Source organism: Aldersonia sp. NBC_00410, from assembly GCF_026342035.1.
Taxonomy (GTDB): domain Bacteria; phylum Actinomycetota; class Actinomycetes; order Mycobacteriales; family Mycobacteriaceae; genus Aldersonia.
In genome coordinates, this window is sequence record NZ_JAPENM010000006.1 from 150,917 (window position 1) to 172,909 (window position 21,993).

At 69.6% G+C, this 21,993-nt stretch carries 17 protein-coding genes; 8 read left to right on the top strand and 9 right to left on the bottom strand.

What is annotated here, in order from left to right; genetic code table 11:
• Nucleotide 1: 1 nt before the first annotated feature.
• From OG921_RS15575 to OG921_RS15585, 3 genes are read right to left on the bottom strand one after another with little or no spacing between them, the layout of a single operon-like run.
• On the bottom strand, nt 2-1,744 hold the full coding sequence (locus tag OG921_RS15575) for an NTP transferase domain-containing protein (protein ID WP_266113379.1): 1,743 nt from the start codon (nt 1,742-1,744) through the stop codon (nt 2-4).
• A gap of 26 nt (nt 1,745-1,770) precedes the next feature.
• Entirely contained in the window at nt 1,771-2,064 is a 294-nt protein-coding gene (locus OG921_RS15580) for an MGMT family protein (protein WP_266113380.1), read from the bottom strand.
• Between the two features lie 2 nt (nt 2,065-2,066).
• Nucleotides 2,067-2,843 carry an alpha/beta fold hydrolase gene (locus OG921_RS15585; RefSeq protein ID WP_266113381.1) on the bottom strand — a complete coding sequence of 259 codons (777 nt, stop codon included), beginning with the start codon at nt 2,841-2,843 and terminating at the stop codon, nt 2,067-2,069.
• Nucleotides 2,844-2,887: 44 nt separating this feature from the next.
• Here OG921_RS15585 and OG921_RS15590 point away from each other — a divergent pair, with 44 nt between their 5' ends.
• Together OG921_RS15590 and OG921_RS15595 are read left to right on the top strand one after the other, a co-directional pair.
• Nucleotides 2,888-6,175 (top strand): ATP-dependent DNA helicase, encoded by a 3,288-nt coding sequence (locus OG921_RS15590; RefSeq protein WP_266113382.1) that lies wholly within the window; start codon nt 2,888-2,890, stop codon nt 6,173-6,175.
• Nucleotides 6,172-9,552 carry an ATP-dependent DNA helicase gene (locus OG921_RS15595; RefSeq protein WP_266113383.1) on the top strand — a complete coding sequence of 1,127 codons (3,381 nt, stop codon included), beginning with the start codon at nt 6,172-6,174 and terminating at the stop codon, nt 9,550-9,552. Before OG921_RS15590 ends, OG921_RS15595 begins: the two co-directional genes overlap by 4 nt.
• 11 nt (nt 9,553-9,563) lie before the next feature.
• Here OG921_RS15595 and OG921_RS15600 read toward each other — a convergent pair whose 3' ends face one another.
• Nucleotides 9,564-9,974: a hypothetical protein gene (locus OG921_RS15600; RefSeq protein ID WP_266113384.1), complete on the bottom strand. Its 411-nt coding sequence runs from the start codon at nt 9,972-9,974 to the stop codon at nt 9,564-9,566.
• Between the two features lie 169 nt (nt 9,975-10,143).
• On the opposite strand from OG921_RS15600, the gene OG921_RS15605 reads away from it, so the two are divergent.
• Nucleotides 10,144-11,208 carry a TrkA family potassium uptake protein gene (locus OG921_RS15605; protein ID WP_266113385.1) on the top strand — a complete coding sequence of 355 codons (1,065 nt, stop codon included), beginning with the start codon at nt 10,144-10,146 and terminating at the stop codon, nt 11,206-11,208.
• Between the two features lie 37 nt (nt 11,209-11,245).
• Nucleotides 11,246-12,160, top strand: a complete 915-nt coding sequence (gene nudC, locus OG921_RS15610; protein ID WP_266113386.1) for an NAD(+) diphosphatase — start codon at nt 11,246-11,248, stop codon at nt 12,158-12,160.
• Between the two features lie 53 nt (nt 12,161-12,213).
• Here the strand turns inward: nudC and OG921_RS15615 are convergent, their stop codons facing one another.
• On the bottom strand, nt 12,214-12,468 hold the full coding sequence (locus OG921_RS15615) for a mycoredoxin (RefSeq protein WP_323182797.1): 255 nt from the start codon (nt 12,466-12,468) through the stop codon (nt 12,214-12,216).
• Between the two features lie 223 nt (nt 12,469-12,691).
• Here OG921_RS15615 and OG921_RS15620 point away from each other — a divergent pair, with 223 nt between their 5' ends.
• Both OG921_RS15620 and OG921_RS15625 read left to right on the top strand, forming a co-directional pair.
• Nucleotides 12,692-14,839 carry an ATP-dependent DNA helicase UvrD2 gene (locus OG921_RS15620; protein ID WP_266113387.1) on the top strand — a complete coding sequence of 716 codons (2,148 nt, stop codon included), beginning with the start codon at nt 12,692-12,694 and terminating at the stop codon, nt 14,837-14,839.
• A gap of 463 nt (nt 14,840-15,302) precedes the next feature.
• Entirely contained in the window at nt 15,303-15,620 is a 318-nt protein-coding gene (locus tag OG921_RS15625; RefSeq protein ID WP_266113388.1) for a WhiB family transcriptional regulator, read from the top strand.
• A 44-nt stretch (nt 15,621-15,664) separates the two neighbouring features.
• On the opposite strand, the gene OG921_RS15630 is transcribed toward OG921_RS15625, so the two are convergent.
• Nucleotides 15,665-17,044: an AarF/ABC1/UbiB kinase family protein gene (locus OG921_RS15630; RefSeq protein ID WP_266113389.1), complete on the bottom strand. Its 1,380-nt coding sequence runs from the start codon at nt 17,042-17,044 to the stop codon at nt 15,665-15,667.
• Complete coding sequence (locus OG921_RS15635) at nt 17,041-18,018, bottom strand: hypothetical protein (RefSeq protein WP_266113390.1); 978 nt, start codon at nt 18,016-18,018, stop codon at nt 17,041-17,043. The genes OG921_RS15630 and OG921_RS15635 overlap by 4 nt, the downstream gene beginning before the upstream one ends.
• A gap of 148 nt (nt 18,019-18,166) precedes the next feature.
• On the opposite strand from OG921_RS15635, the gene OG921_RS15640 reads away from it, so the two are divergent.
• Nucleotides 18,167-18,793, top strand: a complete 627-nt coding sequence (locus OG921_RS15640) for a methyltransferase domain-containing protein (RefSeq protein ID WP_266113391.1) — start codon at nt 18,167-18,169, stop codon at nt 18,791-18,793.
• A gap of 14 nt (nt 18,794-18,807) precedes the next feature.
• Here OG921_RS15640 and OG921_RS15645 read toward each other — a convergent pair whose 3' ends face one another.
• A complete protein-coding gene (locus OG921_RS15645) occupies nt 18,808-20,217 on the bottom strand; it encodes a zinc-dependent metalloprotease (RefSeq protein ID WP_266113392.1) in 1,410 nt (469 codons plus the stop codon).
• Nucleotides 20,218-20,358: 141 nt separating this feature from the next.
• Here OG921_RS15645 and OG921_RS15650 point away from each other — a divergent pair, with 141 nt between their 5' ends.
• A complete protein-coding gene (locus OG921_RS15650) occupies nt 20,359-21,384 on the top strand; it encodes a PDZ domain-containing protein (RefSeq protein ID WP_266113393.1) in 1,026 nt (341 codons plus the stop codon).
• Nucleotide 21,385: 1 nt separating this feature from the next.
• On the opposite strand, the gene OG921_RS15655 is transcribed toward OG921_RS15650, so the two are convergent.
• Nucleotides 21,386-21,973 (bottom strand): PPA1309 family protein, encoded by a 588-nt coding sequence (locus OG921_RS15655; protein ID WP_266113394.1) that lies wholly within the window; start codon nt 21,971-21,973, stop codon nt 21,386-21,388.
• Nucleotides 21,974-21,993 lie beyond the last annotated feature (20 nt).

A 21,993-nucleotide genomic window follows, 5' to 3' on the forward strand; every position in this document is an offset into this window, starting at 1 on the left:
GTCAGCTCGGCAGCCGCACGAACTCCACCTCGTCGCCGTCCTGCGCATTCGGCGGCACGACCACCAGCCCGTCCGCGCCGACGAGCCCACCCAGATGCGCGGTCCGCACGCTCGGGGTTGCCGCCCAGCCGTCCGCCGTGGCGAAGACGGGAGCCAGTCGCGTCGCCGGGCCCGAACCGGCGCCGGCGTTGTGCAGTGTCACCAGTGCGCGGGGCCGTGGCCGGCGCGCCGTGAGTCCCTCCACGATCGCGGGGGCGAGCACGGACAGGGCGGCCAGCGCCGCGTACGGATTTCCGGGCAGTCCGAGCACCGGTACACCGCCGGGCAACTCCGCCACCAGGGTGGATCCACCCGGGCGGCAGGCCAAGCGCGGCACGATCATTCGAGCACGCGCGCGCTGCAGAGCGCCGCGTAACTGATCGGCCGCGCCGCCGCCGGTCGCGCCGACCACGATCAGCAAATCGATGTCGCCCACCGCGCCGAAGAGGTCGTCGAACCCGGTCGCGGTGTCGCGCAGATGGGTGCTCTGGTCGGACCGTATGCCGTTGTGCGCCAGGAATATCGGCAGGACGGGGCCGATCGAGTCGCGGGTCTGACCGTCGTGCAATGGCCCGTCGCGGCGTATCTCGTCGCCGGTCACCACCACGTGTGCCCGCACAGGTCCACGCACGTCGAGGGTGTGGACTTCCGCGCTCGCGGCCACCGAGACCAGCGCCGGACCGATCGGGGTGCCGGGTTCGGCGAGACGTTCACCGACCGTCCAATCCTCACCGCGGCGACGAATATCGTCGCGTTCCGTGGCCTCCGGTCCACGATCGAGCCGATCGCCCGAGATAGCGGCGAATTCGTCGCGCAGGACCGCGGTGGCGCCCTCGGGTAGATGCGCGCCAGTCGCGATTCGGACCGCTTCGCCGGGGCGCAGTCCGTCCGGTCGTGCGCCGCCGGCGTACCCGACATCGGTACGCAACCGCCATGGCCCCGAGCCCGCGACCGCGTAGCCGTCCATTGCCGAAATATCCACGCGGGGTAGTGCTTCCGCGGCGATCAATGGCTCCACGAGGGTCGCATCCAGTGCGTCCTGCGGCTCGGTCGATCGCGCCGGGATGCGAGACAGTCCCTCCCGCAACCGTTGTCGTGCTTCGACCAGCGAGAGTGGCGCCGCCGCAGCGTCGATCTGCGCGGTCGAGTTTACGGCGGCGACGTCGTCGGGGGTGTCGCAGTCGACGATGTCGTCGAACCTGACCGTCCGGACCTCGGCGGGGACGATGTCGCCCATCCGGCGGTTCGCGGGCGCGCCGAGCTCGGCCAGCCGGTGTGCCAACACGTCGTGCGGCCATACGCCGACGAGATACTGCACGCGACCGTCTACGTCGACCGCGAATGCGGGGCGGTGCGATTCCGCGCACTGGCGGGCCAGCTCGCGCACGGTGTCAGCGCGCAGGATCGGCAGGTCCGCCGCCAGTACCACGACGCAGCCGTCGGTGCCCGGCAGCGCCGCCAGCCCGGCGACGATCCCCGCGACCGGTCCCGACCCGGGCGGGTGCTCCTGGGTTTGCACGATGGACTCGGGCAGATCGTTGCGCTGCGGGCCGACCACCGCGATCCGCTCACACCAATCGACCGCGGCCAGCGCGGTGTCGAGCATGCTGCGTCCGGCTACGACGATCGCCGGTTTGTCGACCCCGCCCATCCGACTCGCCCGGCCGCCGGCCAGCACGATCGCCTCGGCACGCATGGATGTCATCGTTGCATACGCCCGGCCCGAGCGAATCAGTACTGCCAGCGCGCCTGCGCCAACCGAACCCGCCCGTCCACGATCGGCGCGCCCTCGGCCGCGAGCAGTGTGAGTTGGCGCGACGCGAGATGGGCGGCGGGCCGTCCCGACGCGCCGATCACCCGATGCCAGGGTAGATCCGCGGCGTCGATACGCATGATCCATCCAACCGTGCGGGCACTGGAAAGCCCTGCGGCCGAGGCGATATCGCCATAAGTCGCGACCCGGCCGGGTGGGATCGCGGCCACCAGCTCGCGCACCCGCTCCACCTGCTCCGCGGTCGTGGCCATCGCTACAGCAGTCGGCGAATCAGGCGCGCGACTTCGGCCGGCTGCGCCTGCGAAACCATGTGGTTGCAGTCGAGTTCGTGAACCTCGAGCGCTGCACCGAGGTGGGACTGCAGCGCCGAGCGGAGTTTCGCCGTGACATAGGGCGGCTGCACCCGCATCGCCTGGACCAACACGGTGCGCATCGCTGCCGGCGGCAGCACAAAGTCGCGGGCGAGCTCGCCCCAGAACGCGGTGATCGCGGGCAGGCTCATCCGCCAGCCGACCCGGCCGTTCGAGGTCGGGACCAGATGCTCGGCAAGCTCCGCGTCGATCATCGATTCGGGCACGTCCGCCCACGCGCCGTGCACCTTCTCCGCCTTCGCCTCTTCGGCATCGGTGTAATCCGGCGAGTCGAGAGTCGCGTATGCAACGTCGAGCAGATCGAACGGGTCGAGCGCGATTGCCGGATCGAGCAGCACCAGGCCGCGCACCAGGTCGGGGTGGTGATGCGCCAGGTGCAGCGCGACGGCGCCACCGAACGAATGGCCGACAACCAGCGCAGGGGCGGCGGATTCGGTGGCGAGCAGCGCGCGCAGATCCGCGACATGCGCCTCGAAGCTCCACGGCGGCGCGGACGGCGAGCGGCCGTGCCCGCGCAGGTCGGGCGCGAGAATCCTGGCCTCCGGCAGCTGCTCGACGGCAAGCGATTCCCATCGCCTGCCGTGTCCGGTGAGTCCGTGCAGGGCGAGGATCGTGGGTCCGTCGGCGGGGCCGAAGCGGTGCAGATGAAGGTCGGGCACGGGGTCGAGTGTTCCTGTCGGTGGCGTCTGCTGCAATTGCGACCATGACGAGCCCCCGCCGTGACGCGCACCCGACGCGGCTCGTGCGTCGTCCGGCGCCAACGGGCGTGACCAGGGAGTGGACGGGGGACGCTCGTCGGCTGTTCGACGCCACCCCCGACGCCGCCGGCGCGTCGCCCTGGCAGGTGCTCGGCGGGCCGGGCACGGGCAAGTCGGCGCTGCTCACCGACTTCGTGGTGGACCGGATCGCCACCGGGGCGGACCCGGAATCGGTGTTGCTGCTCACGCACTCGCGTTCGGCGGCCGATGCGGCGCGTGCCGCCATCACCTCCGGCCTGCTCGGCCGCGACGGTGCGGGTGTGCGCAACGCCACCAGGGAGCCGCTGGTGCGGACCGTGCATTCCTACGCCTTCGCGGTCCTGCGGCTGCAGGCCGCCGCGCATGGCAATCCGCCGCCCCGGTTGATGACCGGCGCCGAGCAGGACGCGGTCATCCGGGAGATGCTGCTCGGGGACATCGATGACGGTGGACAGATGTGGCCGGAGCGGTTGCGGCCGGCGCTCGCACTGGGCGGATTCGCGACCGAGCTGCGGGAGCTGCTGTTGCGCGCGAGCGAACGCGGCCTCGGGCCGGAGGATCTGGTGAAACTCGGTCGCAAACGCCACCGGCCCGAATGGGTGGCGGCGGGCAAATTCGCGATCCGGCTCGAACAGTCGACGCTGCTGCGGTTCGCGGTGGGGGTGGAGGCGCCCGAGGCGAGCGCCCCCGCCCTGGACGCCGCCGAACTCGTCGGTGCCGCGCTGAGCGCGTTCGCCGCGGACCGTGAACTGCTCGCGCGGGAACGTCAACGGATCCGCTACCTGCTCGTCGACGACGCGCAGCATCTGGATCCACAGGCGGCGCACCTGGTCCGTCTCGTCGGTACCGGCACGGCGGCCACCGTCGTCGCGGGGGATCCCGATCAGGCGGTGTTCAATTTTCGCGGTGCCGACTCGGCGTTTCTGACCGGCCTATCCGATGCCGATCCGGCGCGACGGGTGCTGTTGACCAGCAACTTTCGTGCCGCGCAGCGGATCGCCTCGATCACGGCGCGGCTCGCGGGCCGGCTACCGGGGCTGCCGCCACATCGCGGGGCCGCGGCGCCGCCGGACGCCGAGCCGGGGCTGGTGCGGGTGGAGGTCGCCGCGACGGTGGCCAAGGAAGCGGCGCTGATCGCGGATCATCTGCGCCGCGCGCACCTCTACGACGGTGTCCCGTGGTCGGACATGGCGGTCGTGATGCGGTCGGTGCCGCTCTCACTTGCGCCGCTGCGGCGTGCGCTCGCCGCCGCGGGCGTACCGACGAACATTCCGGTTTCCGAGACTCCGCTGGCCCGGCAGCGCGGTGCGGCCTGGCTGCTGCAGGTGCTGCGCGCGATCACCGCCGACACGACGGCGGAGTTCACCGTCGACGACGCGCTCGCGCTCCTGTCCGGTCCGGTTGGCGGCGCCGATCCGGTGGCGCTACGCCGGCTGCGACGCGGGATACGTCGCGGCGCAACCGCGGCCGGCCGCGACGAGGAATCCGGTGAGCTCCTGCGTCGTCTGCTGGCGGCGGTACCCGACGAGCAGGCCGATGAACTGCTCGCCGGCCTGACCGACGTCGAGGTGGCCCCGTTGCGCCGGGTGCTGAAGGTGCTCGCCAGGGCGCGGACGGTGCAGCGCACCGGCAAGGGTGTCGAGGACGTGTTGTGGGCGGCGTGGCAGTCCTCCGGGCTCGAGCGTGGCTGGACGGCGGCGTGCGCGCGCGGCGGCACGCTCGGTGCACAGGCCGACCGCGATCTCGACAGTGTCGTGGGCCTGTTCGACGCCGCCGCCGCCTACGTCGACCGGCTGCCGCGCGCAGGTATCGAGGGCTTCGTGGACTACATGGAGCGCCAACAGATCCCGGGCGGATCCGGTCGCGACGCCGCCGAGCCCGAGGCGGTCGCATTGCTGTCCGCGCACGCCGCGGCCGGGCGGGAGTGGGCCGTGGTCGCCGTGGCAGGTGTGCAGGAAGGGCTGTGGCCGGGGCTGCGGGCCCGCGGGACGTTGCTCGGCACCGAGGATCTCGTCGACCTCGCCGCAGGTACCGGCGCCGACGGCGAACGGCTGTCGCGCACCGCCCCGCTGCTCGCCGAGGAACGTCGCTTGCTGCTGGTGGCCTGTAGTCGCGCGCGTCGTTCGCTGCTCGTCACGGCAGTCGAATCCGCAGCCGGTGACCGGGATCTGACCCCGTCGCGCTTCATCGACGAACTCGTCGCGGACAGTGCGGAATTCGAGGCCGGGCCAATGTACGAGCGGCGCGGCGGTGACGTGCGGGTGCTGGCGTTGCCTGCGCTCGTCGCCGAATTGCGCGCCGTCGTGTGTGATCCGCTGATCGCAGAACACGATCGACCGCGGCACCAGCGGGCCGCTCGTCAACTCGCTCGGCTGGCCGCGGCAGGGGTACGCGGCGCGCACCCGGACGAGTGGTACGCGACCGTCGAGACGAGTTCGGCGCGCCCGATGTGGGAGCAGGGTGGCGAGCCGGTGCGGGTGTCGCCTTCGGTGGTGGAGCAGCTGTCCACCTGCCCGCTGCGCTGGGCGCTGCAGCGGCACGGCGGCGACGACGGGGCGAACGTGCACGCGATCAAGGGGAACGTGGTGCACACCCTCGTCCAGGCCGTGGCCGGCGGCGTGCCCGAAGCCGCGATTCGCCGGGCACTCGAGGTGGCCTGGCAGGCCGTCGATCTCGGCTCGGACTGGCACGCGCGACAGGAGTTGCACCGCGCCGAGGGCATGTTGGAAACGTTCACCGCGTGGCTGCGCGCGTCCCGGCTCGAGCTGACTCTGGAAGGAGTCGAGGTGGTGGTCGACTGCCTGCTGCCCGCGCGCACCCAGGACGAGCCCGCGGTCCGCATCGCGGGGCGGATCGACCGGCTCGAGCGCGACCCCGACGGCCGGGTCGTGGTGGTGGACATGAAGACCGGCAAGACCCCGATCAGCAAGCAGGCCGCACGCGAGCACCCGCAATTGGCCACCTACCAGGTTGCCGCGGCAGCCGGGGGGGTGTCCGGCGGCGAGGCGGCCGAACCCGGCGGCGGCAGACTGGTCTACGTTGCGAAATCGAACGCGAAAGAGGGTGCAACGCAACGGCTTCAGCCGCCGCTCGATGCCGAAGACATCGACCGGTGGCGCGGCCTGATCCACGCGGCGGCCGCGGCCACGCAAGGACCGCAGTACCTCGCGGTGGTGAACGACGGCTGCCGGCACTGCCCGGTGCAGACGAGTTGTCCGGCAAAGGATTCCGGCAGGCAGGTGACGAACGGATGAGTAGAGCACAACCGAAGGTCGGGCCCGTCGAACTCGCACGGGCGCTCGGTCAACCGGAGCCGACCCCGGAACAACAGGCGGTGATCGCCGCTCCGCCCGGGCCGACGCTGGTGGTCGCCGGTGCCGGTGCCGGAAAGACCGAGACGATGGCGGCACGCGTGGTGTGGATGGTCGCCAATGGCTTCGTCGAGCCGGATCAGGTCCTCGGCCTGACCTTCACCCGCAAGGCCGCGCAACAGTTGGGGGTCCGGATCCGCGCCCGACTGTCCCGCCTCGCGGGTTCGCCGCTGGTGACGGAACTCGACCCGAGCGGTCGGCTGCGTGAGGTGATCACCGCGTCGGATCCTGAGATCAGCACCTACCACTCCTATGCCGGCCGGCTGCTCGGCGAGCACGGTCTGCTGTTGCCGATCGAACCGGCGGCCACGTTGCTGTCCGAGACCCAGTTGTGGCAGTTCACACATCGGCTGGTCGCGGCCTGGGACGGTGAGCTGGACACCGAGCGCACTCCGGCCACGATCACCGAGGCGGTGCTGGCGCTGTCCGGCCAGCTGGCCGAGCATCTCGTCGAACCCGCCGACCTGCGCGAGGCGTACACCGAATTGGACAAGCTGGTGCACACGTTGCCGCCCGGACCGGGTAAGCGCGGTGCGCCGACCAGGGTGCTGCTCGATATCGTCGATGCCCAGAAGGAACGGGTCTCGCTGCTGCCCATGGTCACCCGCCTCGCGACGGAGTTGCGCGCCCGCGGGCTGCTCGACTACGGCAGCCAGATGTCGCTGGCGGCCCGGCTCGCGGACGAACACCCGGATGTCGGTGCGGCCCAGCGCCAGCGGTTCCGGCTCGTGTTGCTCGACGAGTACCAGGACACCGGCCACGCCCAGCGGGTGCTGCTATCCGCGCTGTTCGGTGGTGCGGTGGACAAGCGGCTGTCGGTCACCGCGGTGGGCGATCCGATGCAGTCGATCTACGGCTGGCGGGGCGCCTCCGCGGCGAACCTGCCACGATTCGCGACCGATTTCCCTTGTGCGCCGGGCAAACCGGCACACACGCTGCCCCTGATGACGAGCTGGCGCAATCCGGCCGAGGCCCTGGTGCTGGCCAACCGCGTCGCCGAACCGTTGCGTTCCGGCGCAGTGCAAGTCGCGGCGTTGCGACCCAAACCGGATGCCGGTCCCGGCACGGTGGCGCTCGCGCTCACCGACACCGTCGCCGACGAGCGTGAATGGATCGCGGAACGGATCGCCGAGGAGTACGCGGCCGCGGCCGCCCGCGAGCAGGGCCCGCCCACGGCGGCGGTGCTGGTGCGGCGTAACTCCGACAGCGCGCCGATCGCGGAAGCAATACGGGCCAAGGGGATCCCGGTCGAGATCGTCGGCCTCGGCGGGTTGCTCGGCACTCCCGAAGTCGCCGACGTGGTGGCGATGCTGCGTTTGATCGCCGATCCCACCGCGGGTAGTGCCGCCATGCGCGTGCTCACCGGCGCACGGTGGCAGCTCGGCATCACCGACATCGCCGCACTGTCGCGCCGTGCGCGTGAGCTATCGATCCGGCAACCTCCAGCGAGCGCGGAGATCCACGACGCTGCCGAATTGCGTGCCGCGCTGACCGCCGCCGTCCCGGCCGATCACACGGAGCAGGCCGGGCTCGCTGATGCAATCGCCGATCCCGGTCCGGCGCAGCAGTATTCCGCGGCAGGCCACACCCGGATCCGCGCGCTCGGCAAGGAACTCGCCGCGCTGCGCGAGCGCATCGCGCAGCCGCTGACCGAACTCGTCGCCGACGTGGAACGCACGATCGGGATCGGTATCGAAGCGCAGGCCCGCCGCACCTCCGGTGGTGCCGGCCGCGAGCATCTCGATGCGTTCGCCGACGTCGTTGCCGGGTATGCGACCGATCCAGCCGCGACGGTGACCGGCCTGCTCGCGTTCTTCGATGCGGCCGAATCCATCGAAAACGGTTTGGAACCGGGCGAAGTCGAGGTCGCGGCGGACCGGGTGCAGGTGCTGACCGTGCACTCGGCGAAGGGTCTGGAGTGGGAGGTGGTGGCCGTGCCGCACGTCGTGCGCGGAGTGTTCCCCTCCGGTGTCGCCTCGGGCACCTGGTTGGGCGCGCTCGGTGAACTGCCGCCCTCGTTGCGCGGTGACCGGGTTCGCGAGGGGGAGCGCACCGACGGCGTACCGGTGCTCGACCTCGACGGGATCGGCGATCGGGCCGGGCTCGAGCAGGCGATCAAGCAGCACAAGGAGGCGCTGGCGAGGCGTCGCCACGACGAGGATCGTCGGCTGTTCTATGTCGCGCTGACGAGAACCGAGCGGGCGCTGTATGTTTCCGGACACCACTGGGGCGAGACCGGGGCGGAACCGAAAGGCCCCTCGGAGTTCCTGCTCGATCTAGCTGCCGCGATCGCCGAGGCCGACGAGTGGGCCGAGTCCGGTGCCCGTGGGGGCCCTGCCCGGGTGGGAACTGTGCTGCGGTGGGATCCGGCACCGGAGCCGGGAACACTCAATCCATTTACCGAGCACCCGGTTTCGGCTCAGTGGCCGCGCGATCCGGTGGGCACTCGTCGGACTGCATTGCTCTCAGGTGCCGCGGCGGTACGTGCCGCGCTCGACGATCTCCCGACCACCGACCCGGAATCCCCGAACGCAGGGCCCACAGACGATCCCGTCTCCGACGATCCCGACAACTGGGCGGCGGACGTCGACGCCCTGCTCGCCGAACGCGCCAATACCTCCGACGTTCGCTCCGAAGTGGTCCTGCCGCAGCAACTTTCGGTGTCGCAATTGGTGGAGTTGCGGGCCGGAAAGCTCGCCGACCGGTTGCGGCGGCCGCTGCCGTATCCGCCGAACCCGTTCGCGCGCCGTGGCACCGCGTTCCATGCCTGGGTCGAACGGCGGTTCGGCGCGACCCGGCTGCTCGATCTCGACGAATTGCCCGGTGCCGCCGATACCGGAGCGAGTTCGGATGCGGACCTGTCCCGGTTGCAGAATGCGTTTCTGGAATCGAAGTGGGCCAACCGCAGTCCCGTCGAGGTGGAGGTGCCGTTCGAGACCACCATCGGTGACACCGTCGTGCGAGGGCGGATGGACGCCGTGTTCGCCGAGTCGGACGGCGGCTGGACGGTCCTGGACTGGAAGACCGGCGCCGAGCCGAGCGCGGCCGAAGAGTCCACCGTCGCAGTCCAGTTGGCGGTGTATCGCCTGGCCTGGGCCCGACTGGTGGCTAGCCGCACCGGCGAGCCGGAAGCCACCGTGCTGGCCCAGGTGGGGGCGGCCTTCCATTACGTGCGCAGCAATCGCACGATCGCGCCGGCCGACCTCGCCGATGAGGACGGGCTGATCGCCTTGATCGACGCGGCGGTGCAGCAGCAGTAGCCGGCAGGCCGTCAGCGCGCGTTGCGGTGCACCGAGAGCGCGGCGGCGATCATCGGGATCTGCAGCGGCAGGCGGGCAATCACCGCCGCCTTCACGAACTTGTTCGTGTTCGGGTTGCGCGTCCGGTCCACCGCCATCTGCACATTGGCCGGGAAGACCGAGACGAATAGTGCGACTGCGGCGAGGGCGCCGACCTTGCGGGTCTTGGGTGCGGCGAGTGCGCCGGCCACCGCGATCTCCGCCACACCCGAGGCATAGGTGTAGGTCCGTGCGGAGCCGGGAAGCGCCGGCGGCACGATCGAATCGAATGGCTTCGGTGCCACGAAATGCAGCACGCCCATGCCGAACAGCGCCGTGGCCATCCGGATCGCGCCGCGATTGGCCGCGGCGCCGGCGCGCTCGACCGGCAGTTGACTTGTCATGGGTTCACTGTGCCACTTCGGCGCCCGGCACGGCATCCGTCGAGGTCGGCGACCCGACGGATTCGTTATCACTGAATGTCTGCACCTGTGCTGCCTTCGGGACACGAGCCGACTAGGCTCCTGCCGATGTCTGCGAATGTGATGGCCGCGACGAGCCGCGAGACGCGCGATGAGCGGTAGGCTCGCGCGGTTCCGCGACTTCGACCGACTCACCGAGCGGCCCGTCTTCGCACTCGTCGGAATTCTGCGTATTCCGGAAATCGAGACGTCCCCAGCCCGGGCGATCGCCAAGCGAATGGGCCTGGCGCTGTCCCTGCTGTTGATCGCCGCGACCATTGTGTACATCGACCGCGGCGGGTACCGGGACGCTCAGGGAAACGAACTCTCCTTCCTGGACGCCTTCTACTACGCGACGGTCTCACTCTCGACCACCGGCTACGGCGACATCACACCAATCACCCCGGGCGCCCGGTTGATCAACATCCTCATCATCACCCCGCTACGGATCTTCTTCCTCGTCCTGCTGGTCGGCACGACGCTAGCTGTGCTCACAGAGCGGTCCCGGCAGGCATTCAAAATTCAGCGATGGAGGCGCACCGTGCGCAATCACACCGTGGTCGTCGGCTACGGCACCAAGGGCCGCAAGGCGATCGAAGCCATGCTCGGCGACGGCATCTCCCCCGGCGACATCGTCGTCGTCGACACCGACCCGGCGGTACTGGAATCCGCGTCGAGCGCGGGCCTGGTCACGGTCGCTGGTTCGGCGACCCGCTCGGATGTGCTGCGGCTGACCGGTGCCCAACATGCGTCGGCGATCATCGTGGCAACCAACCGCGACGACACCGCAGTGCTGGTGACGCTGACCGCGCGCGAGATCGCGCCGAAGGCGAAGATCGTGGTCGCCATTCGGGAAAGCGACAACACACATTTGGCCCGGCAATCGGGTGCCGATTCGGTGGTCGTGTCGTCGGAGACCGCCGGACGGCTCCTCGGCATCGCGACGAGCACACCGAGTGTCGTCGAAATGGTCGAGGACCTGCTCACCCCCGAAGCCGGATTCGCGATCGCCGAACGCGAAGTGGAACCGGAGGAGGTCGGCGGTTCGCCGCGCCACCTGCGCGACATCGTGCTCGGCGTAGTGCGCGACGGCGAGTTGGTCCGGGTGGGCGAGGCCACCGTGGACGCGGTCGAGCAGGGCGACATGTTGCTCTACATCAAGCGCGTCGCCGGCTGATACATCCGGCCGCGAGCCGGACGCTAGGGTCGGAGTCGTGTCGGACTTCGAGCTCATCGAGATGCCCCGTCTGTCCCGCTCGACTCTCGACCGGGCCGCGGAATTGCGCGGCAATCCGGAAGTGCTGAAAGAGGGCTGGCCCACGGCGAAGCTGTTGCGCGTCAATCGGCGCGGGCAGGTCCGGGTAGCCGGTGCCGATCTGGATTTCGACGACGCGATCGAGTTCGCCGCCGAACCCCCGGGCAATGCCGTCTTCCTCGGCGTCGACGGGAACCGGCACATCTGGGCCGTGCGGGTGCCCGAGCTCGAGCCCGAACCCGATGGCAAGCTGCACGATCTGCGGATCGTCGGCGCCCAGCTCGACGACACCAGCGCCGGCATCCTCACCACAGCGATCGCCTTGCTGAATTGGCACGACTCGGCCGCGCACAGCTCGCTGGACGGGGGTACCAGTACCGCGGCCAACGGCGGCTGGTCGCGAATCAGCGCGACACTCGGCCACGAGGAGTTCCCGCGCACGGATCCCGCGGTGATCTGCCTGGTGCACGACGGCGGCGACCGGGTGCTGCTCGCTCGTCAGCACTCGTGGCCCGAGCGGATGTTCTCGATCCTCGCCGGGTTCGTCGAAGCGGGCGAGTCGTTCGAGGCGTGCGTGGCCAGGGAGATGCGCGAAGAAGTCGGGGTCGACGTCACCGACATCCGCTACCTGGGGAGTCAGCCGTGGCCGTTCCCGCGCTCGGTGATGATCGGGTTCGCCGCCAAGGCGGATCCCGCGCAGCCGTTGGCGTTCTCGGACGGGGAGATCGGCGAGGCGCACTGGTTCACCCGCGCCGAGGTACGCGCGGCGCTCGAACTCGGCGACTGGACGTCGAACGCGGACAGCAGGCTGCTGTTGCCGGGTTCGATTTCGATCGCCCGAGGTATCGTCTCGTCCTGGGCTGCACACGATTGAACCCTCCGGGGGTTACCCGGAGGGTCGTGCCGAGGTCTACAGGCGTTTCGGGACTAGATGCCCGAGAGGATCTTCTTGACCGTCGCCAGGCTCGGGTTGGTCGCGGTGCTGCCGTCGGCGAACTTTAGCGTCGGCACCACATGGTTGCCACCGTTCACGCTGCCGACGAAATCGGCCGAGGCCGGATCCAGCTCGATATCGACCTCCGCGTAGCTGATCCCCGCTTCGGTGAGCTGGGTCTTCAGCCGACGGCAGTAGCCACACCAGGTGGTCGAATACATCGTCACATCGGGTTCGGTCGTAGTCACGAACGTATCCAACACCGCATCCGCGGAACGTGTTCCCGTTCTGCGAATCGATGAGAGGTAGGTCACGCAACGGTCGCACGCTCTCACAGACCGGCCCCTCAACATCGACTGAACGGAACCGTTCATTCGATCCAATCGACTGAACGGTTCCGTTCAGTCGGAGAACCCAGGGTGCGTCGTGCAAGCGGGTGCGGTGCCGTGCAGGCTGTCGTAGGCCGCTGCCATGATGGACGGCGTGCCAGCCGACGCGACCGTTCTCGGACTCGACCCGCAGCAGACCGCCGCCGTCCAGGCGCCGCGCGGGCCGGTGTGCATTCTTGCCGGTGCAGGCACCGGCAAGACCCGCACCGTCACCCACCGCATCGGCCATCTCGTCGAACACGGCCACGTAGCGCCGGGGCAGGTGCTCGCGGTGACGTTCACCGCCAGGGCCGCGGGGGAGTTGCGTTCGCGGCTGAAGGGCCTCGGCCTCGGTGGGGCGGCCAACCAGGTGCAGGCCCGCACCTTCCACGCCGCGGCACTGCGCCAGCTGCGCTACTTCTGGCGCCAGGTCGTCGGCGACCTCGAATGGGAGCTGATCGACAGCAAGTTCCCGCTCGTCGGGCGCGCGGCCGGGCGCGTGGGCCTTCCCACCAGCACGGACAGCGTCCGCGACCTCGCGAGTGAAATCGAATGGGCGAAGGCGTCGCTGATCATGCCGGAGAACTACGCGGCCGAGGCGGCGCGGCGCGGGCGCGAGACCCCGGCGGACCCGGAAAAGGTCGCCGCCGTCTACGACCGCTACGAGGCGGCCAAGCGCGGCGAGACGATGCTGCTCGACTTCGACGACCTGTTGCTGCACACCGCGGCCGCGCTCGAGGATCACGCGGCCGTGGCCGCCGAATTCCGCGACCGCTACCGGTGTTTCGTGGTCGACGAGTACCAGGACGTGACGCCGCTGCAGCAGCGGGTGCTCGACGCCTGGGTTGGCGACCGCGACGATCTCACGGTCGTCGGTGACGCCAACCAGACCATCTACTCCTTCACCGGCGCCATGCCCAAGTACCTGCTGGAATTCACCCGCAGGTACCCGAACGCGACGATGGTCCGGCTCGAGCGCGACTATCGCTCCACGCCGCAGGTGGTGTCGCTGGCCAACCGGGTGATCGGGTCGGCGCGCGGCCGGATCGCGGGTATGCGGCTCGAACTGATCGGGCAGCGCCCCGACGGACCAGAGCCGACGTTCGCCGAGCACGACGACGAGCCCGCCGAGGCAGCGGCGGTGGTCCGTTCGATCGAACGGTTGATCGCGGCCGGTACCGCTCCGGCGGAAATCGCCGTGCTGTACCGCATCAACGCACAGTCCGAGGCCTATGAGCAGGCCCTCACCGAGCGCAACATTGCCTACCAGGTGCGCGGTGGGGAGGGGTTCTTCACGCGACCCGAGGTGCGTCAGGCGGTGAATCTGCTGCGCCAGCAGGGCGCTCGGGGCGATCTCCCGGACGCCCGCGGAGACGACCTCGTGCAGTTGGTTCGGGCGGTGCTGGCCTCGATCGGGCTCACTGCCGAGGAGCCCGCGGGCGTACAGGCGCGTGAGCGACGCGCGTCGCTGCTCGCATTGGTCGAGCTGACCGCCGAACTTGCCGAGCACGACCCCGACATCGACCTGCCGAATTTGCTGCGCGAACTGGCCGCCCGCGCCGAATCACGTCACCCACCCGTCGTGCAGGGCGTCACGCTGGCATCGCTGCACGCCGCAAAGGGCCTGGAGTGGGACGCGGTCTTCCTGGTCGGGCTGGCCGACGGCACGGTGCCGATCAGCCACGTGCTCGGCGACGGCGGTTCGGTCGCCGATTGGGAGGCACTCGAGGAGGAGCGGCGGCTGCTCTACGTCGGCGTCACCCGAGCACGCGAACACCTGGGTCTGTCCTGGGCGCTGGCCCGCAACGAGGGCGGCCGCAAGTCGCGGCGCCGATCCCGGTTTCTGCACGGGCTTGTCCCGGACGATTCGCCGGCGTCGCGGATCGCCGAGCCGGACAAGGGTGCCCGCAAACGCAAGCGGCCCACGTGCCGGGTGTGCGGCAAGCTGCTCATCGGTACGAGCGCGACGATGCTCGGACGCTGTGCGGAGTGCCCGTCCAATGTCGACGACGAACTGCTCGTCGCACTTCGGGCTTGGCGCAAACGGAAGTCGCAGGAGATGGACGTGCCCGCCTACGTGGTGTTCAGCGACAACACGCTGACCGCGATCGCCGAGCAGCAACCCGGCGACGACAGTGCCCTGGTGGCGATTCCCGGAATCGGCGCCAAGAAACTGGAGTGGTTCGGTGCCGACGTTCTCGCTGTGGTGCGCGGTGAGCAGCCGGACGGCGCACCCGAGCTACCGCTGTAGCGGCCGTGCCCCCGACTGCGGGACCGGGTGCATAACCGCAGGTGAAAAATAGGTTGTGTGCGCCAGGGCCGGTTGCCTATCCTGGTATGCAACGCGCCGCACATGCGCGTGCCCGGTCAAAGCCACGGCGGGCAGCAACGGCGATACGAAACGGAGGTGCGATCCAATGAGGATGCTCGAACTCGGCGCAATCAGCGCTGCATCCATTCGTGCCGCCGCAGGGGCAGCAAATGCCCTTGCCGCACCGGCATTCATCGCCGCCGATGCAGTAGCCCGTCCGCGCATCACTGCGTCCGCTTCCGTGCGGGGGATCAGAGACCGAGTACCTCGGTAATTCACCCCCATTCAGGCCACGGATCGCGGACCGCGAACCGTGGCCTTCGTTTTGGAACCTGATCGTCCGCAACGAAATCTCCCGGTTCGTCCAGTCCGACCAACCCGTCGAACGAACGAGGAGAACGACATGTCCAGCGCGACATCCCGCGTGACATGCCTGGACCGGGCCGAATTACACACCGCCACAAGCGCTTCGGCCTCGCCCACCAGATCTGCCCTGCCGTGCCGTCGGTCGGAGGATCCCGACCTGTGGTTCGCCGAGCGGCCCGACCAGCTCGAGCAGGCCAAGGCGCTCTGCGGACCATGCCCGATCCGTGAGCGGTGCCTGCGGGCCGCCCTCGATCGGGAAGAGCCGTGGGGCGTTTGGGGTGGCGAGATACTCGACCAGGGCAACGTCATCACCCGCAAGCGGCCGCGAGGCAGACCACGCAAGGTCTGCGCCTGACTGCGCAAGCGTTTGCGCCCCCGCGCGCAAACGCTTGCGGCGGTTTACCCCTCGTGGATGGGCTCGTCCGCGAATCCGGGTAGCCAGTCCCGCATGATGCGCATGTACGGCGCCTCCGCATTGAGCTGCGCGCAGATACCGACCGAACCCATCAGCACCCGGAAGATCATCAGGTACTTCGGCGGCAGGTTGAGGGCGCGGGCGGTGCGGAACTGCTGGCTGTCGAATTCGGTGGCACTGCCCGCCGCGCGCTGCAGCCAGGATCGTGTGAAGTGGAACGACTCGGCCTTGATCGGGTCGGTGAACGGCCTGAGATAGTCGTCGATCTCGCGGTCGGTCACGGTCCGCCCGGGGATCACAAAGTGGTTGTCGCGCAACAACTCGGTCAGCAAATCGAATTTCTCGTCGCGCGCGAGCCGGAGCATCTCGCCGAGTTCGCGCGGCAGACCGTTCGGCATCGGCGCACACGCCCCGAAATCGATCACGCCCATACGCCCGTCGTCGAGCAGCATGAAATTGCCCGGATGCGGATCGCAATGCAACAGGCCCGCGACGGCCGGCGCCTGCACGTGGAACTGGGCGAGCAACGCGCCGGCACGGTTGCGCTCTTCCGGTGTGCCCTTCGCTATCACCGCCGACAGCGGTGTCGCGGAGAGCCATTCCGTGACAACCGTTTTCGGTGCGCTCGCGACCACCTTGGGAATCGAGTAATTGGGGTCGTCGGCGAAGGCCTTGGCGAAGGTGCGCTGATACTCCGCCTCGATCCGGTAGTCGAGTTCCTCCTCGGTGCGTGCGGTGAGCTCGGCGAGGACGGGCCTGACGTCGGCGCCCGGCATCACCGTGGCGAACAGCCCGGTCATCCGGCTCAGCGTCTTCAAGTCCGCGCGCAGTGCTTCGTCCGCGCCCGGGTACTGCACCTTGACCGCCACAGCGCGGCCGTCCGACCACACCGCGCGGTGCACCTGACCGATGCTCGCCGAGGCCGCCGGAGTGTCGTCGAACGACTGGAATCGTTCGCGCCACCGCGTGCCGAGTTGCTGATCGAGCACGCGGTGCACGGATTTCGCCGGCAGCGGCGGCGCTTCGGACTGCAGTTTGGTCAGTGCGTCGCGATACGGCTCCGCGAACTCCTCGGGGATCGCGGCTTCCATCACGCTGAGCGCCTGGCCGAACTTCATCGCGCCGCCCTTGAGTTCGCCGAGCACCGTGAAGAGTTGCTCGGCGGCCCGCGCGGCGAGCGCGGCATCGATCTCGGTCCGATCGCCGCCGGCGAGCTTGCGACCGAATCCAACCGCAGCCCGGCCTGCTATGCCGAGCGGGATACTGGCGAGCTTGGCGTTTCGGGACCCCCGTTTGCGCTTAATTTCCGACACCTCACCATGATGGCTGACGTTCGCGGGCAATGTGGACGTGGCCTGCCTCATTGCCGGCCGATCGGCAGGCTTGGCTCACCCGCGACGGTCCGGGCTGCGGCGCCGGACCGCGCGCAGTCGCAGAGCCGGTGCCGGTGCCACTGTCGCCGGCGCAGCTGGTTGGTACGCAGGTCGAGCTCCAGCGTCGCGTCCAGGATTGCAGGTACGACATTGGGCGCACCGTCGAGCACGACGTCGAGTTCGGCGAGTGTGATCGCCGCGGTCGCCTGTACGGCCGCCGGGCGTGCGTATCCGGCACGGCCGAGCAGTTGGGCGGCCAGGTGCGGCCAGTCCCGGTCGTAGTCGCAGCGAGTCAGGTCCGCGCAGCGCAGGCAGCTCGTCCGCCCGGGCAGCACCAGCGGGCCGACCACGCCGCGGCCGTCCCGAATGCGGACCTGCAAATGCGGTACGCGCAGATCGAGCAGCGCCGTGACGAGGGGCGGATCGGCGACAAGATCGTCGGTCAACACTACGAGCTCACAGTTCCACCGCCGCACCTCCGCCCGTCGGTCGTGGATGCCGGCGCGGTGCCCGTCGGCCGAGCGGCTCAGCCGCACCCCACTGCCGGCGAGTGCCGCACAGATCAGGTCGGCCAGCGGTCCGCGGCCGTGCACCCGGACGGCGCTCGGCCCGGCGCGGTCGACGACCGGCACGATGAGTCCGGCGCCACCAAGCTCATCCAGGATCGCCGCGCATACCCGGGGATCGATACCGAGTTCGGTTGCGTGCGATACGACCTCGGCGCGAGTGTGCTTGCCGCCGAGCAGACGCAGCAGGGTGAGCAGGGCGGGCGTCGGAACTGTATCCGGCGGACGCAGCAGGAGTGCAGTGTCCGGATCCCAGCCGAGCTGGACGGTGCCGTCGCGCCGCAGCAGCACCGTGAGACTCGGATGCAGCCGCATTGCACCCCGGCGGGCAGGTGTCGTCGGGCCGCCGGGGTGCGATGCGTGCTCGGCAATGGTCTCGGGGTTCGGGTCCGGAGTCATGGGCGGAAGTATGACGTCGCGCCACCGACGCGAACGGCGCCGAACCTGGAGTTATCCCCAGCCCGCGCAGCTATCCACAGACCGGAACCAATTGCCGAAATGGCAAAAGCATTTGCCGATCGACGCTGGTAGCGGGCACGCTGGGACCATGACGGAAACGCCTGATCACCGGAACACCGCCGCCGAATGGGACGAGCGCTATGGCGGTGCGCCGCAGTTGTTCAGCGGCCGACCCAATTTCGCACTGGTCACCGAGGTGGGCGAGCGCGCGCCCGGCCGCGCGCTCGACGTCGGATGCGGCGAGGGTGCCGACGCCGTGTGGTTGGCCGAGCGGGGCTGGAAGGTGACCGCGCTCGACGTCTCCGGGGTGGCGCTCGCACGCGCCGAACAGCTTGCTCGGCAGGAAAAGGTGCAGGTGGAATGGGTGCACGCAGGCTTGGCCGACGCGGAATTGCCGGCCGGCGGATTCGATCTGGTGTCCGTGCAGTACCCGGCACTGCCCAGCTCGCCCGGGCGCGATGCCGAGCGCGCACTGTTGGCCGCGGTGGCACCGGGCGGACTGCTGCTCGTCGTCTTTCACGCCGGGTTCGACACGGAAACGGCCAAGGCGCACGGAATCGACCCGGCCGACTACGTCTGGCTCGACGATGTGCTCGCCCTGCTCATCGACGACTGGCACGTCACCATCGACGAGAATCGAGTCCGCCAGGTGCCTGCCGGCCCAGAGGGGCAGCACACGCACGACGTGGTGCTACGCGCACAGCGCCTGCTCTGAGGCGGGTGGCGGTCCTAGCTGGTCGGGCCGTCAGCGTCGGGGCCGGGCTGCTCGCCCTCGTCGGCAGCCTGCCGCTTGCCCGCTTCCCGTTCGCGCGCTTCGGTCTCGGCGAGCTGGGCCAGGGGATCATCGAAAGCCGTTGTGCCGCCCCCGATTACCGAATCGATGAAGGCCGCCGGGTTGTCCAGGTCGGCCGCGTGCGGCATCAGATCCGGGTGCGCCCAGACCCCGTCCCGCGCGTCGATGCCGGCATCGTCGGTGAGCCGGCGCCACAGTGCCGCGGCCTCGCGTAGCTTGCGCGGTCGCAACTCGAGACCGACCAGGGTGGCGAAGGTCTGCTCGGCAGGGCCGCCGGTCGCGCGGCGGCGGCGCAGCGTCTCACCGAGCGCCGCCGTGCCGGGCAGTCGATCGCCGACCGCGTCGGCCACGACGATCTCCACCCAGCCCTCGACGAGCGCGAGCAACGTCTCGAGCCGTTCGTGGGCGAGCTTCTGCTCCGGCGTCGTCTGCGGTTCGAAGGCGCCCTGGCCGAGCAGCTCCTCGAGCTTCGACGGGTCGGTCAGCGCCGACGGGTCGAGCCCGGCAGCGGCCTGTTCGATCGCGGAGAAGTCCATCCGGATGCCGTGCGCGTAGTCCTCGACGGTGCTGAGCACGCGCTGCCGCAGCCACGGCACGTGTTGGAAAAGTCGCTGGTGGGCGGCTTCCCGAGCGGCGAGGAACACCAGGATCTCGCGCTCGGGCTGTTCGAGTCCCGCACTGAATTCGGCGATCGCGGCGGGGAGCAGCGCGGCCGTACCGCTCGGGCCGAGCGGCAGGCCGATATCGGTGGAGGTCAGTACTTCCTTGGCGAGCTGGCCGAGCGCCTGGCCGAGTTGCGAGCCGAACGCGAGGCCGCCCATCTGCGACAGCATCCCGACCATCGGTCCGGCGAACTGCTGAGCCTCGGCGGGGAGCGCGTTGCTCCACATCCCGGCGATCTGAGCTGCGACGGGGTCGCACAGCCGCTTCCAGGTGTCGAGGGTCTGCTCGATCCAGTCGTTCGGTGTCCACGCGACGGTCTTGGTCACGCCGGTCGGCAGCGTGGTCGCCTCATCGAGCCACAATTCGGCCAGGTGCACGGCGTCGGTGACCGCGCTCGCGGCACCGGGCGACACCGGCTCGATGGTGGCGCCGAGCTGCTGGCGCGCGAGCTGGCGGGCCACGTCGTAGTTCACCGGTCCGCCGCCGGTGCCCTGCGAGGTGGCCGCGCCCATGCCGCTCAGCATTTGACCGAACTGAGTGAGCATCTGGCCGAGTGCAGCGGGATCGAACCCCTCGGCACCGAATCCGAACGGCTGACCGCCGGATCCGCCGCCCCCGCCCTCACGCCCCTTCTTGTCCGGGTCGTCATCGGGGTTCGAGAAGCCGAACGGGTAATCGCTCATGCATCAACGGTACAAGGCGTCTTAGGCAGGGGTGACCCGCGGCGATGTGCTCTGCGCGAACGCAACGGCCCCCGCGTGGGTTCGCAGGACAGACCCCACACGCTGCACGGCGCCGACGCGCGGTGTGGCTACTCTAGGCCGGTGAATCGACGGATCGTCACCCTGATCGCCGCGCTGATTCCGATCGTCGTGCTCGGCGTGATCGGCAGCACGGTCACAGTTCCCTATGCAGCACTCGGACGCGGACCGACGTTCAACACGCTCGGCGAGGTGGACGGCAAGCCCGTCGTCGATATCCAGGGCACCGCTGTCGACCCGACGACCGGCAACCTCAATATGACCACGGTGTCGGTGAAGGACGGACTGACCATTTTCGACGCGCTCGGCCTGTGGGCGAGCGGTCGCGACGGCATCGTGCCCCGTTCGGAGGTGTTTCCGCCGGACAAGTCCCGCGAGGAGATCGACCAGAGCAACCAGGCCGACTTCGCCAAGTCGGAGGACAACGCCGAGGTCGCGGCGCTGCGCTTTCTGAACTATCCCACGGTGGTGCGCGTCGATCAGGTCGGCTCGGACAGCCCGGCCAACGACGCGCTACAGCCCGGCGACGAGCTGATCAGCATCAATGGTGTCGCGGTGGACAGCGTCGCGGCGGTGCAGCAGACCGTCTCGTCGGCGTCGCCCGGCACCACCATCGAAGTCCGCTACCGGCGTGACGGCGTGGAAGGTACGGCGGCGATCCGGCTCGCGGCCCGTCCCGACGACGCCGAAAAGGGCTATCTCGGCATCACCCCGGTCGAAGTCCCGACCGTCCCGTTCACCATCGAGTTCAACCTCGCCGACATCGGCGGGCCCTCCGCCGGACTGATGTTCTCGCTTGCGGTGGTCGACAAGCTGAGCCCAGGGGAGCTGACCAACGGCACATTCGTCGCGGGCACCGGCACCATCGACGCGGCGGGCGAGGTGGGCCCGATCGGCGGCATCCCATACAAGATGGGGGCCGCGCGCGAGGCGGGCGCGACGACCTTTCTGGTCCCGGAAAAGAACTGTGACGAGGCGCGTCAACAGACGCCGGACGGGCTGCGGCTGGTCAAGGTCAGCACCCTCGACGACGCGGTGCACTCGTTGAATGCACTCGCAAGCGGTGGCGACGCACCGAGCTGCGGGTAACTCACTCCAGAGTTGCGTACAGGGCCTCGACCAGGTTCGGCGCCAGATCGGGGTAGCTCAGCAGTTCGGGTTCGGCGGCGGGGAAGTCGTCTTCTTCTTCGTCGAGTGGACGCAGCTGCATCAGGCACAGCGAGGTGCCGTTGCGCAGCACCCCGGCGAACAACCGGGCATCCCGGCGATCGGGATGCGCCGCCGCGGCGTCGCGTCCGGCCTGATCGGCGGCCTCGGGATCGGCGAGCAGCGGCGCGAGCGCGTCGTCGAGATCGGACTCGGCGTCGGGTGGCAGCACGACAATCTGCTGTGCGAGAACGCAGCCGCTGACCGCCGGTGGCCAGCTGGTGGTCGCGAGAAACTCGTCGAGTGCGGGGGAGTCGCCCTCGATGTGATCGGGGAACGCTTCCTGTGCGATCGGGGTCAGCGCGTGTTCGTCGTCGAGTTGATCGAGCAGCGCGGGCTCGGCGGCGACGAGTTCGGCGGTCGGGACGAGCGCGAAGATCTGCGGTGGCCCGTCCCAGCCCTGCGCGTCGACGAACTCGGCGACCTCTCGAATACAGCGGGCCAGGGACTGCTGGGTGGGGTCGTCCGTCACCGTTGCATCCTCTCATCCGT